This is a genomic window from Cellulomonas sp. Root485, from assembly GCF_001426705.1.
In the GTDB taxonomy this organism is placed as follows: Bacteria; Actinomycetota; Actinomycetes; order Actinomycetales; family Cellulomonadaceae; genus Cellulomonas.
In genome coordinates this window covers 465806-491298 of sequence record NZ_LMFC01000001.1, presented here as the reverse complement: position 1 = coordinate 491298, position 25493 = coordinate 465806, and the positions used below count along the sequence as shown (strand labels likewise).

General features: G+C 73.3%; 27 protein-coding genes. 7 read left to right on the top strand and 20 right to left on the bottom strand.

All coding sequences use genetic code 11. The annotated features are described in order from the left end of the window. Nucleotides 1-12: 12 nt before the first annotated feature. From ASD16_RS02480 to ASD16_RS02470, 3 genes are read right to left on the bottom strand one after another with little or no spacing between them, the layout of a single operon-like run. On the bottom strand, nucleotides 13-924 hold the full coding sequence (locus ASD16_RS02480) for an ABC transporter permease (RefSeq protein WP_200942808.1): 912 nt from the start codon (nucleotides 922-924) through the stop codon (nucleotides 13-15). Next, on the bottom strand, nucleotides 921-2018 hold the full coding sequence (locus tag ASD16_RS02475; protein ID WP_082570555.1) for an ABC transporter permease: 1098 nt from the start codon (nucleotides 2016-2018) through the stop codon (nucleotides 921-923). Before ASD16_RS02475 ends, ASD16_RS02480 begins: the two co-directional genes overlap by 4 nt. Further along, nucleotides 2015-3541, bottom strand: coding sequence for an ABC transporter ATP-binding protein (locus ASD16_RS02470; protein WP_055912411.1), 1527 nt, complete (start codon nucleotides 3539-3541; stop codon nucleotides 2015-2017). The genes ASD16_RS02475 and ASD16_RS02470 overlap by 4 nt, the downstream gene beginning before the upstream one ends. Nucleotides 3542-3686: 145 nt before the next feature. On the opposite strand from ASD16_RS02470, the gene ASD16_RS02465 reads away from it, so the two are divergent. Beyond that, a complete protein-coding gene (locus ASD16_RS02465; RefSeq protein WP_055912409.1) occupies nucleotides 3687-4313 on the top strand; it encodes an alpha/beta fold hydrolase in 627 nt (208 codons plus the stop codon). Here the strand turns inward: ASD16_RS02465 and ASD16_RS02460 are convergent. The 4 genes from ASD16_RS02460 to ASD16_RS02445 all read right to left on the bottom strand — a co-directional run bounded on the left by ASD16_RS02460 (nucleotide 4310) and on the right by ASD16_RS02445 (nucleotide 7313). Then, nucleotides 4310-4579 carry a DUF167 domain-containing protein gene (locus ASD16_RS02460; RefSeq protein WP_055912407.1) on the bottom strand — a complete coding sequence of 90 codons (270 nt, stop codon included), beginning with the start codon at nucleotides 4577-4579 and terminating at the stop codon, nucleotides 4310-4312. The genes ASD16_RS02465 and ASD16_RS02460 overlap by 4 nt on opposite strands. Further along, nucleotides 4579-4989: a hypothetical protein gene (locus tag ASD16_RS02455; protein WP_157453764.1), complete on the bottom strand. Its 411-nt coding sequence runs from the start codon at nucleotides 4987-4989 to the stop codon at nucleotides 4579-4581. Before ASD16_RS02455 ends, ASD16_RS02460 begins: the two co-directional genes overlap by 1 nt. Before the next feature lie 13 nt (nucleotides 4990-5002). Then, nucleotides 5003-5992 carry a malate dehydrogenase gene (locus ASD16_RS02450; protein ID WP_055912402.1) on the bottom strand — a complete coding sequence of 330 codons (990 nt, stop codon included), beginning with the start codon at nucleotides 5990-5992 and terminating at the stop codon, nucleotides 5003-5005. A 103-nt stretch (nucleotides 5993-6095) separates the two neighbouring features. Next, nucleotides 6096-7313 (bottom strand): NADP-dependent isocitrate dehydrogenase, encoded by a 1218-nt coding sequence (locus ASD16_RS02445; protein ID WP_055912400.1) that lies wholly within the window; start codon nucleotides 7311-7313, stop codon nucleotides 6096-6098. 268 nt (nucleotides 7314-7581) lie between these two features. On the opposite strand from ASD16_RS02445, the gene ASD16_RS02440 reads away from it, so the two are divergent. After that, nucleotides 7582-8628 carry an MIP family channel protein gene (locus ASD16_RS02440; RefSeq protein WP_055912398.1) on the top strand — a complete coding sequence of 349 codons (1047 nt, stop codon included), beginning with the start codon at nucleotides 7582-7584 and terminating at the stop codon, nucleotides 8626-8628. Between the two features lie 79 nt (nucleotides 8629-8707). On the opposite strand, the gene ASD16_RS02435 is transcribed toward ASD16_RS02440, so the two are convergent. After that, on the bottom strand, nucleotides 8708-9058 hold the full coding sequence (locus ASD16_RS02435; RefSeq protein ID WP_235523076.1) for a DUF3017 domain-containing protein: 351 nt from the start codon (nucleotides 9056-9058) through the stop codon (nucleotides 8708-8710). A gap of 131 nt (nucleotides 9059-9189) precedes the next feature. On the opposite strand from ASD16_RS02435, the gene ASD16_RS02430 reads away from it, so the two are divergent. Further along, on the top strand, nucleotides 9190-10458 hold the full coding sequence (locus ASD16_RS02430) for an FAD-dependent oxidoreductase (protein WP_235523075.1): 1269 nt from the start codon (nucleotides 9190-9192) through the stop codon (nucleotides 10456-10458). Nucleotide 10459: 1 nt separating this feature from the next. Here ASD16_RS02430 and purH read toward each other — a convergent pair whose 3' ends face one another. The 3 genes from purH to purN form a co-directional block, all read right to left on the bottom strand. Beyond that, nucleotides 10460-12052: a bifunctional phosphoribosylaminoimidazolecarboxamide formyltransferase/IMP cyclohydrolase gene (purH, locus tag ASD16_RS02425; RefSeq protein ID WP_055912394.1), complete on the bottom strand. Its 1593-nt coding sequence runs from the start codon at nucleotides 12050-12052 to the stop codon at nucleotides 10460-10462. A gap of 130 nt (nucleotides 12053-12182) precedes the next feature. Continuing rightward, nucleotides 12183-12548, bottom strand: a complete 366-nt coding sequence (locus ASD16_RS02420; protein ID WP_055912392.1) for a DUF2750 domain-containing protein — start codon at nucleotides 12546-12548, stop codon at nucleotides 12183-12185. Further along, nucleotides 12545-13219 carry a phosphoribosylglycinamide formyltransferase gene (gene purN, locus ASD16_RS02415; RefSeq protein ID WP_055912390.1) on the bottom strand — a complete coding sequence of 225 codons (675 nt, stop codon included), beginning with the start codon at nucleotides 13217-13219 and terminating at the stop codon, nucleotides 12545-12547. Before purN ends, ASD16_RS02420 begins: the two co-directional genes overlap by 4 nt. A gap of 77 nt (nucleotides 13220-13296) precedes the next feature. Between purN and ASD16_RS02410 the strand changes: the two genes are divergently transcribed. Beyond that, nucleotides 13297-13824: a hypothetical protein gene (locus ASD16_RS02410; protein WP_055912388.1), complete on the top strand. Its 528-nt coding sequence runs from the start codon at nucleotides 13297-13299 to the stop codon at nucleotides 13822-13824. 6 nt (nucleotides 13825-13830) lie between these two features. On the opposite strand, the gene ASD16_RS02405 is transcribed toward ASD16_RS02410, so the two are convergent. The 3 genes from ASD16_RS02405 to sucC all read right to left on the bottom strand — a co-directional run bounded on the left by ASD16_RS02405 (nucleotide 13831) and on the right by sucC (nucleotide 17342). Then, nucleotides 13831-15114 carry a DUF6350 family protein gene (locus tag ASD16_RS02405; RefSeq protein WP_055912386.1) on the bottom strand — a complete coding sequence of 428 codons (1284 nt, stop codon included), beginning with the start codon at nucleotides 15112-15114 and terminating at the stop codon, nucleotides 13831-13833. A gap of 128 nt (nucleotides 15115-15242) precedes the next feature. Continuing rightward, on the bottom strand, nucleotides 15243-16118 hold the full coding sequence (gene sucD / locus ASD16_RS02400; RefSeq protein ID WP_055912384.1) for a succinate--CoA ligase subunit alpha: 876 nt from the start codon (nucleotides 16116-16118) through the stop codon (nucleotides 15243-15245). Between the two features lie 42 nt (nucleotides 16119-16160). Continuing rightward, nucleotides 16161-17342 (bottom strand): ADP-forming succinate--CoA ligase subunit beta, encoded by a 1182-nt coding sequence (gene sucC, locus ASD16_RS02395; protein ID WP_055912382.1) that lies wholly within the window; start codon nucleotides 17340-17342, stop codon nucleotides 16161-16163. A 224-nt stretch (nucleotides 17343-17566) separates the two neighbouring features. Between sucC and ASD16_RS02390 the strand changes: the two genes are divergently transcribed. Next, nucleotides 17567-18259 carry an AAA family ATPase gene (locus tag ASD16_RS02390; RefSeq protein WP_055912380.1) on the top strand — a complete coding sequence of 231 codons (693 nt, stop codon included), beginning with the start codon at nucleotides 17567-17569 and terminating at the stop codon, nucleotides 18257-18259. A gap of 26 nt (nucleotides 18260-18285) precedes the next feature. Here the strand turns inward: ASD16_RS02390 and ASD16_RS02385 are convergent, their stop codons facing one another. The 4 genes from ASD16_RS02385 to ASD16_RS02370 are packed head-to-tail and all read right to left on the bottom strand — an operon-like array spanning nucleotide 18286 to nucleotide 21508. Continuing rightward, on the bottom strand, nucleotides 18286-18867 hold the full coding sequence (locus ASD16_RS02385) for a signal peptidase I (protein WP_162250274.1): 582 nt from the start codon (nucleotides 18865-18867) through the stop codon (nucleotides 18286-18288). Further along, nucleotides 18864-20240, bottom strand: a complete 1377-nt coding sequence (locus ASD16_RS02380; RefSeq protein ID WP_157453763.1) for a hypothetical protein — start codon at nucleotides 20238-20240, stop codon at nucleotides 18864-18866. Before ASD16_RS02380 ends, ASD16_RS02385 begins: the two co-directional genes overlap by 4 nt. Further along, the gene (locus ASD16_RS02375; RefSeq protein WP_157453762.1) at nucleotides 20237-20941 is read right to left on the bottom strand and encodes a hypothetical protein; all 705 of its coding nucleotides are present in this window, start codon (nucleotides 20939-20941) and stop codon (nucleotides 20237-20239) included. Before ASD16_RS02375 ends, ASD16_RS02380 begins: the two co-directional genes overlap by 4 nt. Nucleotides 20942-20968: 27 nt before the next feature. Continuing rightward, on the bottom strand, nucleotides 20969-21508 hold the full coding sequence (locus ASD16_RS02370; protein ID WP_055912372.1) for a hypothetical protein: 540 nt from the start codon (nucleotides 21506-21508) through the stop codon (nucleotides 20969-20971). Between the two features lie 180 nt (nucleotides 21509-21688). Between ASD16_RS02370 and ASD16_RS02365 the strand changes: the two genes are divergently transcribed. After that, nucleotides 21689-21901: a hypothetical protein gene (locus ASD16_RS02365; RefSeq protein WP_055912370.1), complete on the top strand. Its 213-nt coding sequence runs from the start codon at nucleotides 21689-21691 to the stop codon at nucleotides 21899-21901. Then, nucleotides 21901-22449, top strand: coding sequence for a Clp protease N-terminal domain-containing protein (locus ASD16_RS02360; RefSeq protein WP_055912369.1), 549 nt, complete (start codon nucleotides 21901-21903; stop codon nucleotides 22447-22449). Before ASD16_RS02365 ends, ASD16_RS02360 begins: the two co-directional genes overlap by 1 nt. Nucleotides 22450-22507: 58 nt before the next feature. Here the strand turns inward: ASD16_RS02360 and pcrA are convergent, their stop codons facing one another. Further along, nucleotides 22508-24949 carry a DNA helicase PcrA gene (pcrA, locus tag ASD16_RS02355; protein WP_055912367.1) on the bottom strand — a complete coding sequence of 814 codons (2442 nt, stop codon included), beginning with the start codon at nucleotides 24947-24949 and terminating at the stop codon, nucleotides 22508-22510. 59 nt (nucleotides 24950-25008) lie between these two features. Further along, nucleotides 25009-25491: a DUF456 domain-containing protein gene (locus ASD16_RS02350; protein ID WP_055912365.1), complete on the bottom strand. Its 483-nt coding sequence runs from the start codon at nucleotides 25489-25491 to the stop codon at nucleotides 25009-25011. Nucleotides 25492-25493 lie beyond the last annotated feature (2 nt).

Sequence of the window (25493 nt, the reverse complement as noted above, 5' to 3'; positions counted from 1 at the left end):
GGGCTGTGGGGGTCAGGTCGTGCGGCTGTTGTCGAACACCTTGAGCAGCTCGTCCGGGGCGGCGAGCATCGTGCGGCGGCCCAGCACCGCCAGGACGACGAGGGTGAGCACGAACGGCACGGCGTTCAGGGCGAACTGGTTCACGGCGATGCCCGAGGTCTGCAGCACGGACGCCAGCGACAGCGCGGCACCGAACAGGTACGCGCCGGCCATGATCCGGATCGGGTTCCACATCGCGAAGATGACGAGTGCCACCGCGATGAAGCCGCGGCCGGCGATCATGTTCTCGAACCAGCTGTTGGCGTACGCGATGGAGATGTGCGCGCCGCCGATACCGGCCAGCGCACCGCCCGCGACGGTTGCGCAGTAGCGGACGGCCTGCACCGAGTACCCGTGCACCTCGAGCGCCTCGGTCCGCTCGCCCGCGGTGCGGACCAGGAGCCCGACGCGGGTGCGGAACAGCACCCACCAGATGACCGGCGCCGCGACGTAGGCGATGTAGACCAGCGGGTCGTGGTCGAAGAGGATCGGCCCGATCCCCGGGATCTCGCTCAGGCCCGGGACGGGGACGGGCGTGAACGCGTTGATCTGCTGGCTCACGTAGCTGACGCCGAACAGCGCCGTCACACCGAGGGCCAGGAAGTAGAGGGTCAGGCCGCTGGCGAACTGGTTGGCGCGCCGGCTGACCACGAGGACCGCGTGCACCAGGCTCAGCAGCGCACCCGCCAGCGCGCCGCCGAGGACCCCCAGCCACGGGTTCCCGGTCTCCGCGGTCACGGCGTACCCGCCCAGGGCCCCGAGCAGCATCGCCCCCTCGGTGCCCAGGTTGATGACGCCGCCGCGCTCGGAGATCGTCTCCCCCAGCCCCGCGTACATGATGGACGTGCCGCCACGGACCGCCCCGGCCAGGATGTCGATGATCACGAGCGCACCTTCCGCGGGCTGGTCCAGCCGAGGACGGCCAGCAGCACCAGACCCATGAGGATGTTGACGCTCGCGGCCGGCAGGCCCGAGCCGATCTGGAGGCTGTTGCCGGACACCGCGATCGCGGCCAGCACGAGCGACGCGATCAGCAGCGGCAGCGGCTTGTGCCGCGACAGCCAGCTGGCCAGGAACGCGACGTAGCCGATGGTCAGGCCGAAGGTGGGCCGCAGCTTGTACTCCATCCCCGCGAGCTGGATGAAGCCCGCCAGGCCGGCCAGGGCACCGCCGATGAGCAGCGCGGTCAGCAGCAGCGTGACCACGGGCAGCCCGGCCCGGCGCGCGGCCTCCGCGTTGCCGCCGACCACCGACAGCCGGAAGCCCCACGTCGTGCGGGACAGGGCGAACCAGACGGCCCCCGCCGCGACCACCGCGAGCGCCACCCCGACGTGGATCGCGGTCCCGGCGAACACCGGGAGCTTCATCGCGTCGTTGAGCTCGACGCTCGTGGACTGCCCGAGGGCCGCCGGATCCTTCCAGGGACCGAGGATGAGGAAGAGCATCGAGTAGAGCGCGACGTAGTTGAGCAGCAGCGTGGTGACGGCCTCGTTGACCTTCACGACGAGCCGCATCGCGGCGGCGATCCCGGCCCACGCGGCACCCGCCACCACCGCGGCGAGGACCATCAGCAGCATGACGAGCCACGGGGACGCGACGGGCGTGAGCCACAGCGCCACCCCGGCGGCCGCGACGGCACCGATGATCAGCTGCCCCTCGCCGCCGACGTTCACCAGCCCGGCGCGGGCGGGGACCACGACGGCCAGACCCGCGAGCGCGATGGGCGCGGCGCGCAGCACGATCTGCTGGAACTGCCCCGGCTGCGTGAGCGTCGACGTCCAGATGTCGGCGTAGACCGCGAACGGGTCGGCGCCGTTGGCCAGCACGAACGCCCCGAACACCACGAGGCCCGCGATCAGCGCCCCGACCCAGCGCAGCAGCGTGGAGCCACGGCTGAGGAACCTTCCCCGGCCGTCCGTCGTCTGCGGTGCCGGCGGGGGCGGCAGCGGTGGGGCAGCCTTCTCCGTCTCCTGGCTCATGCCACGCCTCCGAGCATCAGTCGTCCGATGGACATCCGGTCGGCACCGGCGGTGTCGACGACCCCGACCAGGTGCCCGTCGTGCATGACCGCGATCCGGTCGGCCACGGCGATGAGCTCGTCGAGGTCCTCCGAGACCATGAGCACGCCCGCCCCGCGGGCCCGGTGCTCCAGCAGCAGCTCCTGCGTGCGCCGGGTGTTCGCGACGTCCAGCCCGCGGCTGGGGTAGGCCGCGACGACGAGCGAGGCGTCCTGGCCCAGCTCGCGCGTGAGCAGGACCCGCTGGATGTTGCCGCCCGACAGGGACGACAGGGTCCGCTTGGCGGGTGCCATGTGCAGACCGACCCGCTCGTCCAGCACCGCGGTCCGCGCCCCGACGGCCGGCCAGTCGATCCCGAGCCCACGACGTGGCACCGCCCGTCCGTCGAGCACCATGTGCTCCAGCACCGTCAGGCCCGGCACCACGGAGTCCACGACCGGGTCCTCCGGTACGGCGACCGCACCGGTCAGCCCGTGCACCGACTCGCCGACGCGGACCGCGCCCGACGTCACCGGGCGTAGCCCCAGCGCGACCTCGCACAGCTCCTTCTGACCGCTCCCGGCGACACCCGCCACGCCGACCAGCTCACCCGGGTAGACCTCGAGGTCGACCCCCTTGAGCGCGACGTGCCCGCGGTCGCCGAGAGCCGTGGCGCCCTGCAGCTCCAGCACGGCCTGCTCGCGCGGCGGCACCGCGACGCGCTCCACCGCGAGGGGCGGCACCCGTCGGCCCACCATCGCCTCGACCAGCTCGGCGTCGGAGAAGTTCCCGGGGTCCTCCGCGTTGAGGATCACCTGCCCACCGCGCAGCACGGTCACCTGGTCGGCGATGGTGCGCACCTCCCCCAGCTTGTGCGTCACCAGCACGACGCCGAGGCCCTGGTCGCGCAGCTGCGCCACGACACCGAACAGCGCCTCGACCTCCTGCGGCGCCAGCACGCTCGTCGGCTCGTCGAGGATCACGAGGCGCGCGCCGGTCATGAGGACCTTGAGGATCTCCGCGCGCTGGCGTTCGCCGATGGACAGGTGCCGGACCTTCGCGGACGGGTCGACGGCCAGCCCGTACGCCTCCGACGCCTCCGCGATCCGCGCGGCCAGCCGGGCCAGGCGCAGGGTCGGCCCGTCGGGCAGCGCGAGGGCGATGTTCTCCGCGACCGTCAGCGCCGGCACCAGCCGCAGGTCCTGGAACACCATGCCGATGCCGAGAGCCCGGGCGTCCGCAGGGCTGCCCGGCGACACCGGCGCCCCGTCGACGAACATGCGCCCCTCGTCGGGGGTGTAGACGCCGTAGATCATCTTGAGCAACGTGCTCTTGCCGGCCCCGTTCTCCCCGATCAGGCCGTGCACGGTGCCGGGCAGGACGGTGAGGTCCACGTCCCAGTTCGCCTGCACCTCGCCGAAGCGCTTGGACAGGCTGCGCACCTCGAGGAGCGCGGCGGGCTTGCCCACCCGGCCTCGGGCGCGGGCGACGGCGTCGGTGGTCATCGTGGTGACCGCGCGAGCGGAGGAGTATCCACAGCGGTATCCGCTCGTGTATCCATGACGGGAGGCTAGGAGCGAGATGTTTCGGACATTCGAGACATAGGTAACGCTTGCGTGTCTCACCTGGGGCGGCGCCTACGCTCACGCCATGGCGACCTCGCGCGTGCTCCTGGTGCACGGAGCAGCGACGACGTCCCGCGTATGGGACCGGGTGCGCGAGCTCCTGCGCGGCGACGGCGTCGAGGTCGTCGCCCCCGACCGGGCGAGCAGCGGCGACCTCCCCACCGAGCTGGAGGCGCTGGCCGACGACGCGGACGGCGCGGTCGTCGTCGGTGTCTCCGGCGGCGCGACGCTCGGCCTCGCCCTGGCATCGGACCGCAGGATCGCGGCCGCCGTCCTGCACGAGCCGGCCGTCGGGTCCCTGGTGCCCGGCCTGCTCGACCACGTCGTCGCCGGGTTCACCTCCGGGGGCGTCCCCGGCTTCGGCGCCGCGCTCTACGGACCCTCCTGGACACCGGCGATGGCACCGGCCGACCCGGACGCCGTCGCGCGCGACCTCGCGATGTTCCGCCGGTTCGAGCCGGCGGCGCTGTTCCCGGGGCAGGGCCGCGTCGTCGTGACCGTCGGCGAGCTCTCCCCGCCGGCCCGGCACCGGGCGGCCCGGGCGCTGCACGACCTGCTGGGCGTCGAGGTGCGCGTGCTGCCCGGGGCCGGGCACTTCGTCCAGCACGACAATCCGCAGGCGCTGGCGGACGCGATCAGGTCCGTCCTCTAGCCGCCGCGGAGCGCGGCGAGCCGCACAGCGACCTCCGCGTCGTCCGCGTCGACCTCCACCACCTTGTCGCGGCTCGTCGCCCCCGAGACCAGCCGGACCTGGCGCGGCCGCAGCCCCAGCGCCTCCGCGAGGGCGTCCAGGGCCGCCCGCGTCGCGGCGCCGTCCACCGCGCGCGCCCCCACCGCGACCACCAGCCTGTCCGCGTGCGTCCCGCCCACGGCGGTGCGGGACGCACCGGGCCGTACCCGGATGGCCACCCTCACCATCACCGCTCCACCAGAGGTCCCGGCGCGCGGCGCAGACGCCGGAACATCACGACACCGACCGCCACCAGCGCCACGCCGACGAGCACGTACGGCCACGGGTTCGACTGCACGACGCACGCGGACGCGCCGGTCACCCCGTCGGAACAGACGGTCCCCGGCCCCTGCCGGTTCAGCCACGCGAGCGCGAACGGGAGGGCACCCAGGCCCGTGACGACACCGGCCTGAGCGGGGCGCAGGCCCTGCCGGACGACGAGCAGACCACCGACCAGCAGCAGCCCCAGCGCGACGAACAGGCCGCCCGGGATCCCGAGCCCGAGGCCCGCACCGATCCCGGCACCGAGCAGCACCCAGCCGAGGAACGCCGCGACGCCGGTGCCGGGACGCGAGACCTGCACTTCCTCCGCCCACATGGTGAGCAGCAGCTCAGAGCAGGCCCAGCGCCTGCACCGCGTCGCGCTCCTCGACGAGCTCCGCGACGGACGCGTCGATCCGGGACCGCGAGAACTCGTCGACGGACAGGTCGGGGACGATCTGCCAGCTGCCGTCGACCGAGGTCACCGGGAAGGAGGAGATGAGTCCCTCGGGCACGCCGTACGAGCCGTCAGACACGATGCCCGCCGACGTCCAGTCGCCCGCGGGCGTGCCGTGCACCCACGTGTGCACGTGGTCGATGGCGGCGTTGGCAGCGGACGCCGCCGACGACGCGCCGCGTGCCTCGATGATCGCGGCACCGCGCTTGGCCACGGTCGGGATGAAGGTGTCGCGCACCCAGGCGTCGTCGCCGACGACCTCGAGCGCGGGCCGCCCACCGACCGTGGCGTGTGACAGGTCCGGGTACTGCGTCGCGGAGTGGTTGCCCCAGATGGTGAGCCGCGCGATGTCCGCGACCTTCGCACCCGTCTTGGCGGCCAGCTGCGAGACCGCGCGGTTGTGGTCCAGGCGCGTCATCGCCGTGAACCGCTCGCGCGGCACGTCCGGCGCGTGCGACGCCGCGATGAAGGCGTTGGTGTTGGCGGGGTTGCCCACCACGAGCACCCGCACGTCGTCCGCCGCGCCCGCGTTGATCGCCGCGCCCTGCGGCTTGAAGATGCCGCCGTTCGCGGCGAGGAGGTCGCCGCGCTCCATGCCGGCCGTGCGCGGCCGGGCACCGACGAGCAGTGCCACGTTGACGCCGTCGAAGGCGGCCGTCGCGTCGTCGTAGATCTCGACGCTGTCCAGCGTGCTGAACGCGCAGTCGTCGAGCTCCATCGCGGTGCCTTCCGCGGCCTTGACGGCCTGCGGGATCTCCAGCAGGCGCAGGCGGACCGGGGTGTCGGCGCCGAGCAGCTGGCCGGACGCGATGCGGAAGAGCAGCGCGTAGCCGATCTGCCCGGCAGCTCCGGTGACGGTGACGGTGACGGGCGAGCTGGCCACGGAACGGGCTCCTTCGATCGACGACGACGGCGCCCTCACGCTACCCCGCAGACGACGGACGGCGCCCACCCAGGTCGGGTGGACGCCGTCGCGAACCGCAAGGTCAGGCGAGCTTGGCCGCCAGGTTGGCGTCGAGCGTCTCGAGGAACTCCTCGGTGGTCTGCCACGCCTGGTCCGGGCCGACGAGCGACGCGAGGTCCTTGGTCATGGCACCGGACTCGACCGTCTCGATGACGACCTGCTCGAGCGTCTCCGCGAACTGCGTCACCTCGGGCGTGCTGTCCAGCTTGCCGCGGTGCTTCAGGCCACCGGTCCAGGCGAAGATCGACGCGATCGGGTTGGTCGACGTCGGCTTGCCGGCCTGGTGCTGGCGGTAGTGGCGAGTGACGGTGCCGTGGGCAGCCTCGGCCTCGACCGTCTTGCCGTCGGGCGTCATGAGCACGGACGTCATGAGGCCGAGCGAGCCGAAGCCCTGGGCCACCGTGTCGGACTGCACGTCACCGTCGTAGTTCTTGCAGGCCCAGACGTAGCCGCCCTCCCACTTCATGGCCGCGGCGACCATGTCGTCGATGAGGCGGTGCTCGTAGGTGAGCCCGGCGGCCGCGAAGTCCGCCGCGTACTCGGCGTCGAACACCTCCTGGAAGATGTCCTTGAACGAGCCGTCGTAGGCCTTGAGGATCGTGTTCTTCGTCGACAGGTACACCGGGTAGCCGCGCTGCAGGCCATAGGCGAACGAGGCGCGTGCGAAGTCGCGGATCGAGTCGTTGAAGTTGTACATGCCCATGGCGACGCCGCCGCCCTCGGGGTACGTGACGACCGTCTGGTGGATCGGCTCCGACCCGTCGGCAGGCGTGAACGTCATGGTCAGCGAGCCGGCGCCGGGAACCTTGAAGTTGGTCGCGCGGTACTGGTCACCGAACGCGTGACGGCCGATGATGATCGGCTTGTTCCAGCCCGGCACCAGGCGCGGGATGTTGCTGATGATGATCGGCTCGCGGAAGACGACGCCGCCGAGGATGTTGCGGATGGTGCCGTTGGGCGAGACCCACATCTTCTTCAGGCCGAACTCCTCGACGCGGGCCTCGTCGGGCGTGATCGTCGCGCACTTGACGCCGACGCCGTGCTCCTTGATGGCGTTCGCCGCGTCGATGGTCACCTGGTCGTCGGTGGCGTCGCGGTGCTGGATCGACAGGTCGTAGTAGCGCAGGTCGATGTCGAGGTACGGGTGGATCAGGCGGTCCTTGATGAACTGCCAGATGATGCGCGTCATCTCGTCGCCGTCGAGCTCGACGACCGGGCCGACAACCTTGATCTTCGCCATGCGGGGATCTCCTGTGCTGGGGACGGAAGGGGGCACGGCACGATGGAACGTCTGCCGGCGCGGGTCCGGGGACAAGATTACTCGACGTCGAGAGATCTGCGTGAGTCCGCCCCTCGGCGCGCACCGTGACCGCAGGCACCAGGACTGGCATGCTGGCACCCACCAGGGGCGAGACGCTGCTCAGCGCGTCACCACGACCGCACAGTCGGACGTGGCAGGCTCCGCGCGCACCGCCCTTCCATCGACGGTTACTCACGACAGGATCGACATGTCACAGGACAACCCCGACAAGGCCGCAGGCTCCCCGGAGCCCGACGAGACCACCGTTGCCGGCACGCCCGCACCCGAGGAGGCGACGGCCGCAGCCGCCGCCGACACCCCGGCACCCGCCGCCGAGCCGGTCGTCGAGCCGGCCGCCGAGCCCGAGGCCGACGAGGACGTCGTCGTCGAGGAGCTCGACGCCTACGTGGTCCCGGCCGGCACGGTCGTCGTGACCGGCCCGAGCCTGGTCGCCCGCCTCGGCGCCGAGGCGTTCGGCACGTTCACCCTGGTGCTGGTCGGCCTCGGCATCGCGCTGTACTCCACGGTCAGCGGGCTGGGCGGCACCCTCGGCGTCGCCCTCGGCTTCGGCATCGCGGTCCTCGCCGGCATCATCGCCGTCGGCCACGTCTCGGGCGGGCACTTCAACCCGGCCGTCACGCTGGGCGCCGCCATCGGTGGCCGGACGGCCTGGAAGGACGTCCTTCCCTACTGGCTCGCGCAGCTCGTCGGCGGCATCCTCGCGGCCGCGATCCTGTTCATCACCATCCCGGCGACCCTTCCCGGCCTGCTCAACCAGGGCGCCGAGGCGTCGTCGAAGAGCTTCTTCAGCAGCGTGTCCAACGGCTACGCCGAGCACTCGCCGCTGTCGGTGGCCTCGCAGGGCCAGGTCGAGTTCTCGCTGGTCATCGCGCTGCTCGTCGAGATCGTCGTGACCGCCGTGTTCGTCGGCATCATCCTCGGCGCGACGGACCGCCGGTCCGCCAACGTCCAGGCGCCGTTCGCCATCGGCCTGGCGCTCGCGGTCCTCATCCTCGTCGCGATCCCCGTGACGAACGCCTCGCTCAACCCGGCGCGCTCGACGGCCTCGGCGATCTTCTCCGACAGCTGGGCCCTCAGCCAGCTCTGGCTGTTCTGGGTCGCACCGCTGGTCGGTGCCGCCCTGGCCGGACTGATCTACCGCGCGTTCGCCGCGGAGCCGGCCGAGGACAACCTGCTCGAGGAGGACGACGCGTACGTCACGACGGACGACGTCCTCGTGGTGACGGAGCGCTGACCCGCACCTGAGACCGCACGACCCGGGCGCCCGGGACCCTCGCGGTCCCGGGCGTCCGTGCGTCCGGTCCGCGGTGCGGTCAGCGCGGCAGGATCTGGGCGAGCACCGCGAGGCCTGCACCGAGCAGGACGAGGACGGCGACGTCGAGCGCCTTGGCCCGTACGGAGATCGCCACGGGGCCGGGTGACGGCAGCACGGCACGCACGACCGCGCACACCAGCGCGACGCCGGCGAGCACGAACGCGCCCGCCCGGGTGCCGACGACGAGGGCCACGACGGTGGCCACGACGATCCCGGAGCTGGTCCACCACAGCGACACGTTGCGCGCGGCGTCGAGGGACGCCCGCGCGATCGCCCGTGGGTCCAGCGGCGCCTCCTCGACCGGGATCGGGCCGGTGGAGGGCTGGTCGGGTGCCGGCCGGTCAGGCACGGGGGGCTCCTGGCGCAGGGGGTCGGCGGTGTGCGGGTGAGCGCCAGTGGCGCGGCGTACCCCGGCTGCCCCGCTCATGCGCTCCTTCACCATCTCGCTCGTGCCTCCCGACGGGAGACTACCGTTGCGAGGTGCCCGCCCGGACCCACGACGACCACAGCGACCACGCCGGTCCCCGACCACCACGTGACGTGCTCGTCGTCGGAGCAGGTCTCGCGGCGACCCAGACGGTCGCGGCGCTGCGTGAGCGGGGGTACGACGGACGGGTCGTGGTGCTCGGCGCCGAGGGGATCGCCCCGTACGACCGTCCGCCGCTGTCGAAGCACCTCCTGGACCGACCGCGCCCGACGTGGCTCGCCGACGAGCTCGGTGCCGACCTCCTCTCGCTCGCGGACGAGGTCCGTCTGGGCACCCCGGCGCGCGGGCTCTCGCTGTCCGGTGCGCGACCGGGGGTGCTCACCGACGACGGCGTGCTCAGCGCGGACGCCCTCGTCGTGGCCAGCGGCGCGCACGCGGTCCGTCCCCCGGGGTGGGAGGCGGCCCTCACCCTGCACACCGCCGCGGACGCGGAGCGGCTCCGCGCGGCGCTCGTGCCGGGCGCGCGGCTGGTCGTGATCGGCGCGGGCTGGATCGGCGCGGAGGTGGCCGGTGTCGCCGCGGCGGCCGGGGTCGACGTCGTGGTGGTCGAGGCGAACGGCGCCCCGCTGGTCGCGGCGCTCGGTCCGACCGTCGGCGAGCTGACCGTCCCCTGGTATGCCACCGCGGGAGTCCGGCTGCTGACCGGCGAGCACGTGGTCGAGGTCGGCACCAACGGGGTGAGCCTCGCGGACGGCAAGCTGGTCGCCGCCGACGTCGTGCTCGCGGCGGTCGGTGCGCGGCCGACCACCGACTGGCTGGCCGGTGCGCTCCCCCGCGAGCAGGACGGCTCGCTGCGGGTCGACGAGCACCACCGGGTCCTCGGCGCACCGGGGAGCGTCCGGGCGGTGGGCGACGTGGCACTGCGCCGCTCCCCGCGCCACGGCTGGGTGCCGGGCGGGCACTGGGACGGCGCGCTGCGCGGGCCGGCGGCGCTCGTCGCGGACCTGCTCGGCACCCCGGCCGACGCCGTCACCGACGTGGCGCCCTACGTGTTCTCCACGCAGCTGGGCCACGAGCTGACCCTGTTCGGCGCTCCGCACCCCGACGACGAGGTGGTCCTGCGCGGCGACCCGGCCGGCGGCGAGGGCTGGGGCGCCCTGTGGTTCCGACGGGGGTCCGCCGATGTCGGCGCGATCCTCACGGTCGACCGGCCGCGCGACGTCGGCGCCGCCCGGAAGCTGTTCACCGCGCCGGGCCTGCCCCGGCTCGACCGCACGCTGGCGGTCGACCCGGGGCGGCCCCTGCGGGAAGCGTCCGTCTAGCTCAGTGCGCGAAGTGCCGCGTGCCCGTGAGGTAGAGCGTCACGCCGGCGGCCTGCGCGGCGGCGATGACCTCCTCGTCCCGGACGGAGCCGCCCGGCTGCACGATGGCCCGCACGCCGGCGTCGATGAGGACCTGGGCACCGTCGGCGAACGGGAAGAACGCGTCCGACGCGGCGACCGCCCCCCGCGCGCGCTCGGTGTCCCCGGCGTTGGCCCGCTCGACCGCGAGCCGGCACGAGTCAACGCGGTTGACCTGGCCCATCCCGACACCCACGGACGCCCCCGCGTCGGCCAGCAGGATCGCGTTCGACTTCACGGCGCGCACCGCCCGCCAGGCGAACGTCAGGTCGGCGAGCGTGGCGTCGTCGGCCGCGGCACCCGCCGCCAGCGTCCAGGCCGCCGGGTCGTCGCCAGGGGCGTCCACCTGGTCGAGCTCCTGCACGAGCAGCCCCCCGCTGACCGCGCGCCGCTCGGTGCGGACACCGTCCACCGGCGTCACCTGCAGGAGCCGGATGTTCTTCTTGCGGGCCAGGATCTCGAGGGCCTCGGGCTCGAAGCCAGGGGCGACGACGACCTCGGTGAACACCGGCGCGATCTGCTCGGCGGCGGCCGCCGTCAGGGTGCGGTTGGTGGCGATGACGCCGCCGAACGCGGAGACCGGGTCGCACGCGTGCGCCCTCGCGTGGGCGTCGGCCACGTCGGTGCCCACCGCGATCCCGCACGGGTTGGCGTGCTTGATGATCGCGACGGCGGGGTCGGTGTGGTCGTGCGCGGCCCGCCAGGCGGCGTCGGCGTCGACGTAGTTGTTGTAGCTCATGGCCTTGCCGTGCAGCTGCTGCGCACCGGCCAGCCCGCGCCCCGCCGCGCCGTCGGGCGTCAGGTAGAGCGCCCCCTTCTGGTGCGGGTTCTCGCCGTAGCGCAGCACCTCGCCGCGCACCCACGTGGTCCCCGTGAACGCCGGGAAGCCCGAGGCCGCAGCCTCCTCGTCGGGCGCGTAGTCGGCGGCGAACCAGCTGGCGACCGCGGCGTCGTACGCGGCGGTGTGCGCGAACGCGTCCGCCGCGAGCAGGCGTCGGGCGGCCAGCGTGAAGCCGCCCGCCACGACGGCGGCAGCGACCTCGGTGTACCGCGCGGGGTCGACGACGACGGCCACGCTCGGGTGGTTCTTGGCGGCTGCGCGGACCATCGACGGGCCGCCGATGTCGATCTGCTCGACGCACTCGTCAGGACCAGCGCCGGACGCGACCGTGGCGGTGAACGGGTAGAGGTTGACGACGACCAGCTCGAACGGCGCGATGCCCAGCTCGTCCAGCTGCGCGAGGTGCTCCGGGAGCCGGGTGTCGGCCAGCACGCCCGCGTGCACCCGCGGGTGCAGCGTCTTGACGCGCCCGTCGAGGCACTCGGGGAAGCCGGTGAGCTCCTCGACGCGGGTCACCGGGACACCGGTGGCGGCGATGGTGGAGGCGGTCGAACCGGTGGAGACGATCTCGACACCGGCGGCGTGCAGGGCTTCGGCGAGCTCGGTCAGGCCGGTCTTGTCGTAGACGCTGACGAGGGCGCGGCGGATCGGGCGCTGGTTCTCGGAGGATGACATGGGCGGCGGCTCCGTGAGGCAGGGTCGGCTAGGGCGGACCCATGCACCCAGGCGGGCGGTGCGAGGCGGGGCACTGCGGCCGCTCCCCGGTGGTTGCACCCACCTGCGCCAGTCACGACCGGGGCCGAGTCTAGCCGCTGGTTCCACGCTCGCGGGCGGTGAGGTTCCGCTCGACGTCGTGCGGGAGCAGGTCGTAGCCCGTCACCCGGGCACCGGACCAGTTCAGGCCCACGCGCAGCCCGTCCTGCTCCAGGTCCGGGAGCCAGCGCTCGCGGAACTCGTCGAGGGGGACCTTGTCGACGGAGAAGCCCGCGTAGGCGGGGACGTTCGCGACGACGCTCTCGGCCCGGCTGCGCAGCGACCAGAACGGGAGAGCCCGGGACCCGTCCGACGTCCGGGGCGCGGGATAGCCGTCGTCGTCGCTGATGGTCCAGACGGTTCGCGTGCGCAGGGCCTCGTCGTAGAAGGCCGCCGCCTGCGCCGCACTCGTCGTCATCGCGGACCGGGTGGCACGCCGGCGTCACCGACGATCGCGTGCCGGCCCTCGACCCTCAGCCCGCCGCGCGCGACGCGGCCGACCCACTCGACCAGCAAGGGCTGCTCGACCGCCTTGATGCGCTCGTGCAGCGTGACCTCGTCGTCGTCGGGCTCGACCGCGACCGCCGCCTGCGCGAGGATCGGCCCGGTGTCGATGCCCTCGTCGACCACCATGACCGTGCACCCGGTGACCTTGACGCCGTACGCGAGCGCGTCCCGTACGCCGTGTGCGCCGGGGAACGACGGCAGCAGCGCCGGGTGGGTGTTGACGATCCGGCCACCGAACCGCCCGAGGAACGTGGCACCGAACAGCTTCATGAACCCGGCGAGCACGATCAGGTCGGGCGAGAACACCGCGACGGTCTCAGCGATCGCGGCGTCCCACGCGGCGCGGTCGTCGAAGTCCTTCACCGAGACGACGGCCGTCGGGATGCCCGCCTCGCGCGCGATGTCGAGCGCTCGGATGTTGCCCCGGTCCGCGACCACCGCGACGACGCGCGCACCGTAGGCGGGGTCGCCGTGCGCGGCCAGCAGCGCCGCCAGGTTCGAGCCGGTGCCGGAGACGAGGACCACCAGCCGGCCCGACTCGCGAGTGGCCGGGGCGGGGCGCTGGGGCGTCTCGTGCGTCACGGGCCGACCCTACCGGCGGAGCAGGCGCGTCCGGACGGCCCGTCCGGCGTCCACCGTTCGTGGGCGAGAATGCACGGGTGAGCAACCCGTACGCGCCCCCGGAGAACCGTCCGGCCGCACCGGACGACGCGCCCGTCCAGGACGCCCCGGTCTGGCCGCCGGCCGGCCCGCCGCCGCAGGCTCCGGTCGCCCCGGACCCGCTGCCCGCGGACCCCGAGGGCACCGCCCGCGCCACGAGCCTCACCCGGCTGTTCGCCGTGCTCGTGCTGGCCTCGGTGCTCGTGGCCACCCTTCCGCTGCCGTGGCAGGCTGCCGCCCTCCCGTTCGCGCTCGCGGCGATGGTCGTCGGTGTCCGCGCGATGGTGGTCGCCCTGCGTGCCCGGGCGCGCGGGCTCGCGCCGGTGCTCGGCGTCGGGCTGGGCATCGCCCTGCTCTGGACCTTCAGCGTGACCGTCCAGCTGGCTCAGTGGGAGCCGCAGCAGGACAAGCAGGAGTGCCTCGAACGCGCCCTGACGATCGGGGCGAGGAGCGCCTGCGAGACACAGTTCCAGCAGGACCTCAAGGACCTGTACACCTCGCTCCAGGAGCGCAGCACCGGGTCGTAGAGCGCGTCAGGACGGGTCGCGCCGCACCAGTGCCCGCAGGGCCCGGGCTGTCTCCGCGCGCAGCAGGGAGTCGCCGGGCAGCGCCACGACCAGCGACCCCACGAGCACCCCGGCGCCGGCCAGCAGCCCGACGATGCCGCCCTGCGCGCCGACGTCCGCCAGCCGGTCCGGGCCGATCCCACCGCTCGCCAGCGTGACGAGGAGGGTGACGACGAGGGCGGCGCCCAGGGCGGAGACGACGCACGCGAGCGCCGAGTCCCACCACCGCTGCGGCGTCAGCCTCCGGTGGACGTACAGCCCGACGAAGGCACCGACCCCGACCAGCACGAGCGGGACCAGGCTAGTCGCCGGGCCCACGACGTCGGCGGACGGGAGCGCGCCGAGCATCGGCACCGCCGGCAGCGCACCGCCCACGACCCCGTCGGGCGCGAAGTGCGTGCCCGCACCGACCGCGAAGCCCGCGCCCGTGAGCCAGGCGAGCGCCCACATCACCAGGTTCGGCAGGTAGGCCAGCTCCGCGACGGCCAGCACCACGCCTCCGACGGCGTCGAGGCCGAGCCCGCGCACGACGTCGCCGATGGTCGCCCGACCGGCCAGGACCCACAGCGCCGTCACCAGCGCGGCGACCGTCACCAGCGCCGCCGACGCGACCAGGGCGCCGGCTGCGCCGGTGCGCAGCGGTGCCGGGCACCGCGACCAGACGGGACGCGTGATCGCACGCAGCGACGGCGACTCCGGGCGGGCGAGCAGCCCGGCGCCGAGGCCGGTCGCGGAGACCAGCGCACCGCCGACGAACGCTCGCAGCAGGTCCACGCCGACGACCCCGGTGACCACGGCGAGCAGGACGGTGACCAGGGTGTACGCACCGACGCCCGCCGCGTACGACGACCACGTCGCCAGCCCCGAGCGGCGTGCCGAGGCGTAGCAGACGAAGAGCGCGATCAGCGTCACGCCGAGCGGCACCAGGGTCACGACGACCGGACCCACGTGCGCAGGGACCCCGTGCCCGAGCAGCCACAGCGCCGAGCCGACGCCCACGGACCGGAACCAGCCGACCCCGCTGTTGGACGGGTCCGCGGAGGTGGCGACGTACGCGGCGACCGCGGGGAGCGTGAGGACCAGGAACGAGAGCAGCGCCGCCTGCAGCGCCGACAGGAGGCCCGCGACCCAGCGCGGCGCGCCGTCGAGGGCGCTCGTGAAGAACGTGGGCGTCGGCTCGTCGGACAGCGTGCGACGGCGGCGACGGTCGACGACGGGGGTGCCCCCCGTGCGGGGGCCGGTGGCGCTCACCGTGCCATGGTCGCTGCCGCCCTCGCCGGAGCGTCGAACCCGGCGCGGCGCGTCGGCTGTCGGGTCAGACACGTCGACCCCGGCGAGCGAGGCTCACCGGGGTCGAGAGTCGTGCAGCGTCAGGCGGGTCAGCTGAGGAGCTGGCGCGCGAGGTCGGCCGTCTCCGACGGCGTCTTGCCGACCTTGACGCCCGCGGCCTCGAGAGCCTCCTTCTTGGCCTGGGCGGTGCCCGACGAACCCGAGACGATGGCGCCGGCGTGGCCCATGGTCTTGCCCTCGGGGGCCGTGAACCCGGCGACGTAGCCGACGACGGGCTTGGTGACGTGCTCGGCGATGTAGGCCGCGGCACGCTCCTCGGCATCGCCGCCGATCTCACCGATCATCACGATGACCTCGGTCTCGGGGTCCGCCTCGAACGCCGCGAGGGCGTCGATGTGCGTGGTCCCGATGATGGGGTCGCCGCCGATGCCGATAGCGGTGGAGAACCCGAAGTCCCGCAGCTCGTACATCATCTGGTAGGTCAGGGTGCCGGACTTCGACACGAGGCCGACGCGGCCCGGGCCCGTGATGTCCGCCGGGATGATGCCCACGTTCGACTTTCCGGGGCTGATCAGGCCGGGGCAGTTGGGGCCGATGAGCCGCACGTTCTTCTCCAGCGCGAGCGCGAAGAACTCGGCGGTGTCGGCCACCGGGACGCCCTCGGTGATGATGACGACGAGCGGGATGCCGGCCTCGATCGCCTCGACGACCGCGGCCTTGGTGTGGGCCGGCGGCACGAAGACGACGGAGACGTCGGCACCCGTGGCGTCCATCGCCTCGGCGACGGAGCCGAACACGGGGACGTCCGTGTCACCGAACGCGACGGACGTGCCCGCCTTGCGCGGGTTCACCCCGCCGACGACGGACGTGCCGGACGCGAGCATGCGGGTCGTGTGCTTCTGGCCCTCGGAACCCGTCATGCCCTGGACGATGACCTTGGATGCCTCGGTCAGGAAGATCGCCATGGTGGTGTCTGCTTCTCTCTGCGTCTGTTGTCGGTCAGCGTCTCAGGCCGCGGCGTGGGCGAGCTCGGCTGCCTTGTCGGCGCCGCCGTCCATCGTGTCCGCGATCGTGACCAGGGGGTGGCCGGCCTCGGCGAGGATGCGACGTCCCTCGACCACGTTGTTGCCGTCCAGGCGCACGACGAGCGGCTTGTTCTCCTCGTCGCCGAGGATCTCGAGCGCCGCGACGATGCCGTTGGCGACGGCGTCGCACGCGGTGATGCCACCGAAGACGTTGACGAAGACCGACTTGACCTGCGGGTCGGTCAGGATGATGTGCAGACCGGCCGCCATGATCTCGGCGCTCGCGCCGCCGCCGATGTCGAGGAAGTTGGCCGGCTTGACCCCGCCGTGCGACTCGCCGGCGTACGCGACGACGTCGAGCGTGCTCATCACGAGCCCCGCGCCGTTGCCGATGATGCCGACCTCGCCGTCGAGCTTGACGTAGTTGAGGTCCGCCTCCTTGGCCTTGGCCTCGAGCGGGTCCGCCGCGGCGCTGTCCTCGAGCTCGGCGTGCTCCGGGTGGCGGAAGCCCGCGTTCTCGTCGAGCGTGACCTTGCCGTCGAGCGCGACGATCTCGCCGTCCTCGGTGAGGACCAGCGGGTTGACCTCGACCAGCGTGGCGTCCTCGCTGCGGTAGACCGTCCAGAGCGTCTGCAGGACCGCGGCCACCTTGGGGGCGATGTCCGGCGCGAACCCGGCGGCGGCGACGATCTCGTCGGCCTTCGCCTGGTCGATGCCGGTGCGCGGGTCGACGGCAACCTTGGCGAGGGCGTCGGGACGCTCCACCGCGAGCTGCTCGATGTCCATGCCGCCCTCGACCGAGCACATGGCCAGGTAGCGGCGCTCGGCGCGGTCCAGCAGGAGGGAGAAGTAGAACTCCGTCGCGATCTTGGCACCCGCGGCGATCATCACGCGGTGGACCGTGTGGCCCTTGATGTCCATGCCGAGGATCTCGGAGGCCTTCTCGGCCGCGTCGTCCGCGGACCGGGCCAGCTTCACGCCGCCGGCCTTGCCGCGGCCACCGACCTTGACCTGCGCCTTGACGACCACGACGCCCGGCTGACCGCCCAGGAGCTGCTCCGCGCCGGCGCGAGCCTCCTCGGGAGTCGTGGCGACCACGCCGCCGAGCACGGGGACGCCGTGCTTCTCGAAGATGTCACGTGCCTGGTACTCGAACAGGTCCACCTGGTCTGGGTCCTCTCATCACCGGCGTTCGACGGCCTCTGTGCGGCCGAAACGCCCCGGTCGATGGTAGCGGGCACCTGCAGATATCTTCACATCGAGAGATGTGGCGTACGCGACCCTGGATCGTCCACACATTCTTCGCAACCCCTCCCCCGAATCGTCCCGATCCGCTACGTTCCCGGCATGGATCCGGATGCGGTCGTGGCCGCAGTGCCTCGCACACGATGAGCGCCCCCTCGGACACGGCACCCACGGCGTCCGTCGCGCGCCTGGCGGTGCTGCGCGAGGTGGCGCACCGCATCGCGGACCCCCGCGCGCTCGGGCGCCCCGTGCTCGTCGGGATCGATGGCATGGACGGTGCGGGCAAGACGACGTTCGCCGACGAGCTGGCGGCCGAGCTGCTGCGCGAAGGGCGCACCGTCGTGCGGATCAGCGTCGACGGGTTCCACCGCCCGCGGGACGAGCGCTACCGCCGGGGCCGGCACTCCCCCGAGGGCTTCTGGGCCGACTCCTACGACTACGACGCCCTGCGCACCCAGGTCCTGGAGCCGTTCGCGCCCGGCGGATCCCGCCGGTTCCGCCGCGCCGTCCGCGACGTCGCCACCGACACCGCGCTCGACCTTCCGCGCGAGCACGGCTCGGACAGCACCGTGCTCGTCGTCGACGGGATCTTCCTGCACCGCGACGAGCTGGCCGCCTGGTGGGACTTCTCGGTCTACCTCGACGTCGACTTCGCCGAGACGTTCGCCCGCATGGCCGTCCGTGACGGCTCCCCGCCGGACCCGACCCACCCCGCGAACGCCCGCTACGTCGAGGGCCAGCGCCACTACCTCGCAGCGTGCAGGCCGGCGACGCGCGCGACGGTCGTCGTCGACAACCGCGACCTCACCTACCCGCGCGTGATGCTCCACCCCTGACCGCGCGGCCGCGTGGCGTCACGGACTCACGGCGCAGCGGACTCCCCGCCGGCACGGGCGGCCCTGCGCCCCCGCTGGTCCGGACCCGGATCCGGGTCCGTGGCGGGCGTGGGCGGGTGGCCGCTCGGCACGAAGGCGATGGCGACGAGAGCGGCCACCGCGACGAGCGCGGGTACCGCGACGACGGGACGCTGCACCGTGGCCACCAGGGGCCCGACCCCGGAGACCGTGACGACCGGGACGAGTGCAGTACGGACGACGTACGGCAGGGGGTCGGCTGCGTCGTTCGCGTCCCCCTGCATCCGGACGGCGACCGCGCCGTCGCCCGAGCTCTCCGTCGCGGGTGCCACGGACACCACGCGGTGGGTGATGAGCCGGTCATCGGCGCTCCGGAGCGTCGCGACGTCACCCACCCCCAGGGTGTCGGCGTCGACCGGGCGCGACATGACGAGGTCGCCCGTCTCGTAGGTCGGGCGCATGGACCCGGAGGTCACGACGAGGGGTTGCACGGCGCCGAGCCGGACGGCGACGAACAGCGCGAACCCGAGGACTCCGACGATCGCGGCGACGGTGAGGAGCGCGTCGGCCGTGACGCGCAGCGCCCTCACGGCGTCACCCACGTGGAGGTGACGGGAACCGCGGGCACCGGCGCGATCGCCTGCCCCGCGCCGGTGCCGAGCGTGCCCGCCGCGCCCCAGCAGTAGATGTCGTCGTCGTCGGCGATGGCGCAGGCGTGGTTCCCGCCGACCGAGATCGACGTGAACAGGACTCCGCTCGGCTGCTGGACCGCTACGGGGACCGGGCTGGCCTGGCCGACGGGCACCGCCGTCGTGCCGAGCTCGCCCTGGGCGTTCCCGCCCCAGCACCAGGCCTGGCCGGTGCTGTCGAGCGCGCACGTCGAGTCCATCCCGGCGGAGACGGCGACCATCGTGCGCGCGGTGAGGCCGACGACCTGCCCGGGCGAGGTCAGCGCTCCGCTCTCGCCGTCGTTGACACCGAGCCTCCCGCCCGCTCGCAGTCCCCAGCAGTACACCTGCGCGGCGGCGATCGCGCACGTGTGGAACACCCCCGCCGTGATCGCGTCGACCGGGGCCGCCGGCATCGCGCCCTGCAGCACCTGGACGGGGGAGGTGTACGCGACGTTCACGCTGCCGACGCCGAGCTGGCCCTGCTCGTTCGTGCCCCAGCAGTAGTCGATACCGGCCGCGATGAAACAGGCGTCCTCGAAGCTCGACGTGAGCGAGGAGATCGGCACCCCCGCAGGGAGCTGGCTTCCCGGGTCCTGGGCGACGCTGGGCAACGCGATCGGCGCGTTGGCCCAGCTCTGCGGCGCCGGGGAGGCCGGGCGGGTGAGCCCGACCTGCAGCCCCCAGCACGCTCCGGGCGTGCCTTGCAGCGGAGCGAGCTCCGTCACCGCGCACGTGATGTCCTGCCCGGCCACGACCTCGCGGACGACCCGACCGGCCAGCGGTGACTGGTACTGGTTCCCGGTGCCGGCGGGGAGGTCGTACACCGCCGTGGGCACGGACACGGACGGCACCTGCCACGGCTCCGCGACGTTGAAGTTCCCGAGCTTTCCCCCACCGGCTCCCCAGCAGTACGCGCGTCCGCCGGAGGCACCACAGGCGTAGCCGCTCCCCGCGCTCACGTGGTCAGCCGTGCCCACCGCCATCGCGGTCACGCCGTCGCCCGCGGACACCGGGACATCGGCGTCGACCGTGCTGCCCACGCCGAGCTGGCCGTCGCCGCCCTCGCCCCAGCACCACATGTCGCCGGCGACGAGAGCGCACGTGAAGCCCGCACCCGCGTCGAGCTCGTCGGGGACCTGGGCAGGAACGATCAGCACCTGGGCGTCGGCGTACACCTGGTCCTGCCAGGCGGCCGAGGTCACGGTCGGCACGAGCGCCGCGACCGTGAGCAGCAGAACCACGGCGACCGACAAGGCTGCCCAGCGGCTCCCGATGAAGGCCGGCCGCGTCACGGCGCCCACCCCCTCGCCCTCACGCCCCGACGCTCGCGCACCCAGGTGCGCAGGGTCAGGCCGAGCGCGACCAGGGCGAGTGCTGCCGCCGCCAGCGCAGCAGCATCGGCACCCGTCGTTGCCAGCGGCACCGTGGTCCCCGGAGCGGGCGGCGCCGGTTCCCCGGGCCCGGGTGGTGTCGGCGCCACGGCGGGGTCGGGCGCCACCAGGTCCAGCCGGTAGGTGACTGTGCTCGCCGCGTTGGCGGGCGCCGCGCCGTCCAAGGTGAGCCCGACGCGGATGTACGCGACCCCGCTCGCCGGCACAGGGATGTCGAGTGACTCGTCCAGCCCGGGGGCGACGGGCCCGTCGAGCAGCACGGCGCCTCCCGCACTGCAGCCCAGCGCACCCCAGGGGACCGAGCACGCCTCGACGCGCGTCGTCAGGTGGTCGACCAGCCCACCGGTGGCGGACACGACGGCTCGGACCAAGGCCGCATCCTCCGGAGCGTCGATGGTGAGCGCCGCCGTCCTCACCTCCGTCGTCCCGGGGTCCATCCCCCCGAACTGCAGCGTGACCGCAGGCGGGTCCGTCGCCGCAGCCCCGACCGTGGCCGCGCGCGCGGGCACCGCCGCCCCCGGGAGGGCGGCGATGAGCGTGGCCGCGAGCACCACCACGAGGGCTGCACCCCCGTGGCGGGACCGCGGTGGGCTACCGGGCACGGCGTGACCTCGACGCGTCGACGTCGATCAGGGAGCGACCGGGTCGACCGACTCCCCGTCGGCACGCACGATGATGGTGCCCGCCGCACCCTCCACCACGGTGTCGTCGGCTGAGACCGTGAGCGTGAAGGTCGCCACATCCCCGGGCGCCAGGTCCTCCGGCGGGAGCGGGTCGGTGAAGGCCACGACGGCGGTGACACCGGCGGGCAGGGACGACGTGGGATCCAGCGCGATCGCCGTCAGGTCCGCCGTCCACGTGCTCGCCGGGTCGTTGCGGACGTAGCCGGTCAGGACGACCGACTCGTCGGGCGCGACCTGGATCTCGTCGAAGGTCAGCGTGATCGCGGTGATGTCGTCGGACTCCTCCCACGCCGCGCCGTCCGGCGGGGCCGCGGGGGCGGCCTGGTCGGCGGGCAGTGCGCCCTGAAGGTTGAAGTTTCCCGTGGTGACGTCGGCGTCGAAGAAGACCACGTCCGTCCACGCCGCGCTCGTCAGCGCCGCTCCGATGCCGAGAACCGCCAGTCCTGCCAGCCCGATCTTGACCCTGCGCGCCCGTCGTACGTCCACGGTGAACCTCCCCAGTCCACTCGTCCAGCGACCCGACCCGGCGCTGGATCTGGTCTCACTGTGCGTGCGGTGTCCGAACTGCGCAAGAGATCCCCGTCTGTGCACGTGAGGGGCTGACCTCGCGAAAGCCGCGTCAACATAGGTTGACATCAGGTGGATCGTCAACGTAGGTTGACACGCATGTCCGATGAGCTCATGACCGCGGCCGCCAGTGCCGCCGAGCCCGCCGAGGGGCTGCGGGCCGTCCGCTCGCTGCGCGCGCTGGCCGACCGGCTCGAGGCCCTGCACGTCGAGCGTGCCCGCCGGCTCGGGTGGTCCTGGCAGCAGGTCGCCGCCGCCCTCGGGGTCTCCCGGCAGGCGGTCCACAAGAAGTACGGGAAGAGGTTCGACTGATGTTCGAGAGATTCGCCAAGGACGCCCGCGAGGCCGTGGTCCACGCCCAGGACGAGGCGCGCACGCTGGGCGCGGACCGGATCGGGCCGGAGCACGTGCTGCTCGGCACGCTCCGCACGCCCGACACCGTCGCCGCCCAGGCGCTGGGACGGCTCGGCGTCGACCACGCCGCGCTGCTCACCGCGGTCCGGGCTCTGCCCGCGCACACGATCGACGCCGACGCGCTGGCCGGGATCGGGATCGACCTGGAGACGGTCCGGGCGCAGGTCGAGGCGTCGTTCGGTCCCGGAGCGCTCGACGCCGAGATCGGGTCGGCACCCACGAGAGGGCACCTGCCGTTCGACGCCGCGGGCAAGAAGCTGCTCGAGGTCTCGCTGCGCGAGGCCCTCCGCTGCAAGCACCGCCGCATCGACAGCGGCCACCTGCTGCTCGCGGCCGTCCGGCTGGACGACACCGCGGCCTACCGGGCGCTCGCCGCGGTCGGCGTGGGACCGGCCGCGGTGCGCGAGGCGGTCACCGCCGTGTGGGCCGATGTGCCGGTCGGCTGACGATGACCGCCTGGACGCTGTCGACGGTCCTGCGGACCCGCGCCTGGGTGCGGGCTGGTCAGAGCTTGGTGACCGGGGAGAACCGGAGCAGGAGCCGCTTGACGCCGTCGGTGCCGAAGTCGACCTTGGCCACCGCGTTCGGTCCGGCACCCTCGAGCGCGATCACCGTGCCGAGTCCGTACGAGTCGTGCGTAACGCGGTCACCCACCGCCAGCTGCGGGATGGCGGAGTCGGGCCGTGGCTTGGCCGAGCCGAAGGTCGCACCGGTGGACGGCAGCGCCGGACGGGCCTCGCGGTCGACCCGCGGCGCGGAGGACGCCCGGTAACCACCGCCGCCCGAGCCGTAGCCCGAGCCCCATCCGCCGCGGAGCTGCGAGGTGGAGGACTCCCGCCGCCGCCAGTCGATGAGCTCGTCCGGCAGGTCGTCGAGGAACCGGCTGGGCGGGAACTCGTTGGGCACACCCCACGCTGTACGGACGGCGGCGCGTGAGATGTACAGACGCTCGCGCGCCCGGGTCAGCCCGACATAGGCGAGCCGGCGCTCCTCCTCCAGCTGCTGCGAGTCCGACAAGGACCGCTGGTGGGGGAACGTGCCGTCCTCCATCCCCGTGAGGAAGACGACGGGGAACTCCAGGCCCTTGGCGGTGTGCAGGGTCATCAGGGTGACCACGCCGGGGTCAGGGCGCGCGACACCGTCGTCGTCCCCGCCGTCGTCATCCGGGATCTGGTCGGAGTCGGCGACGAGCGAGACGCGCTCGAGGAAGTCGGCGAGCACGCCCTCGGGGTCGCTCTGCTCGAACTCGGAGGCGACCGCGTGCAGCTCGGCCAGGTTCTCCACCCGCGAGCCGTCCTGCGGGTCGTCGCTGGCCCGCAGCTCGGCGAGGTAGCCGGAGCGCTCGAGGACGGCGCCGAGCACCTCGGCGGGCCCCGCGCTGGACGCGAGCACGCGCAGGTCGGTCATCATCGCCGCGAACGCCGACAACCCGGTGATCGCGCGCGTGCCCAGGCCCGGGACCTCGTCGAGCCGGTCGAGCGCCGCGCCGAACGAGATGCGCTCGCGCTCGGCGTACGACGCGACCATCGCCTCCGACCGGTCCCCCAGCCCGCGCTTCGGCACGTTGAGGATGCGGCGCAGGCTGACGTCGTCGTCGGGGTTGTCGAGCGCGCGCAGGTACGCGACCGCGTCCTTGATCTCCTTGCGCTCGTAGAACCGGGTGCCCCCGACCACCTTGTAGGGCAGCCCGACCCGGATGAGCACCTCTTCCAGGGCCCGGGACTGCGCGTTCGCGCGGTAGAAGACGGCGACGTCACCGGGCCGGACGCCGTCGGAGTCGCCCAGGCGGTCGATCTCCTCGGCGACGAACCGGGCCTCCTCGTGCTCGGTGTCCGCGACGTACGCGACGATCTGGGCGCCCGCGCCCGAGTCGGTCCAGAGACGCTTGTTCTCCCGGCCGGGGTTGCGGCTGATCACCGCGTTGGCGGCCGACAGGATGGTCTGCGTCGACCGGTAGTTCTGTTCCAGCAGGATGGTCCGCGCGTCCGGGTAGTCGACCTCGAACTCGAGGATGTTGCGGATGGACGCACCCCGGAACGCGTAGATCGACTGGTCCGCGTCACCGACGACCGTCAGCTCTCCGCGCGGCAGCTCCATGTCCGTCGAGTCGTCGACGATCCCCCGCGAGGAGCCGACGAGCTCGCGCACCAGCGCGTACTGCGCGTGGTTGGTGTCCTGGTACTCGTCGACCAGCACGTGCCGGAACCGCCGCCGGTAGTGCTCCGCGACCGCCGGGAACGCCCGCAGCAGGTGGACCGTGGTCATGATCAGGTCGTCGAAGTCGAGGGCGTGCGCCTGCTTCAGCCGTGCCTGGTAGCGCGTGTAGACCTGTGCGAGCGCGGTGTCGAAGTCGTTGGCCGCGCCGCCGCCGGACGTTGCCGCGAACGTCTCGGGGTCCACCAGCTCGTCCTTGAGCGACGAGATCTTGTTCTGCAGCGCCTTCGCCGGGTACCGCTTGGGGTCGAGGTCGAGCTCCCGCGCCACCAGCGTGAGGAGCCGCTGGGAGTCGGCGGAGTCGTAGATGGAGAAGCTGGACCGCAGGCCCAGGGTCGCCGCCTCACGGCGCAGGATCCGCACGCACGCGGAGTGGAACGTCGACACCCACATGCGGCCTGCGGCCGGTCCGACCAGGCCCTCGACGCGCTCGCGCATCTCCGCGGCGGCCTTGTTGGTGAACGTGATCGCGATGACCTCGCCCGCGCGGGCCCGGCCGGTGGCCAGCAGGTACGCGATGCGGTTGGTCAGCACCCGCGTCTTGCCCGAGCCGGCGCCGGCGACGATCAGCAGCGGCCCGCCCTGGTGCAGGACGGCCTCGCGCTGCTGGGGGTTCAGGCCGCGGAGCAGGGCCTCGGCCTCGCCCCGGCGACGGGCCGCAGCCGCCTCGCCCGAGGGGTCTGCGGAGGCGCCCGGGATGGGCAGGGCGAGGTTCTCGAAGAGCGACGTCATGGCCCCTCCAGGATAGGCGCCGCGACTGACAACACCGTGCTGCCTGTGGACCGTGGCGGTCAGGTCAGCGCGAGCGCCGTCAGCCAGGCGCCGGTGGACACCAGGGCCGCCGCGAGCTCCACCAGGATGGTCAGGCCCGTGGCCTGCAGAGCCGCCACGGTGGCCCGCCAGGCGGGCCGCGCCTCGCGCGAGCGCACCCACTCGGCGAGGTAGATCCCGAGCACGAAGCCGACGAACAGTCCGACCACGGGGATCGCGAAGAACCCGACGATGCCCGCGATCCCGCCCCACACCAGCGTCGACGACGGCACGCCCGCGCGCTTGAGGTGCCGACCGGCCAGCAGGTACTTGCCGATGGTCGCGAGCACGGTGACGACCACCGTGATCGCGACGACCGTCCACCCCGCGGCTCCCCCGGTGACGACGCCCCAGACGATGATGGCGCCGGCGACGAGGAGCCCGCCGGGCAGCACCTGGACCACGACGCCGAACAGCCCGACGAGCACGACGAGCCCGACGAGGAGGTCACCCACAGAGGTCACGG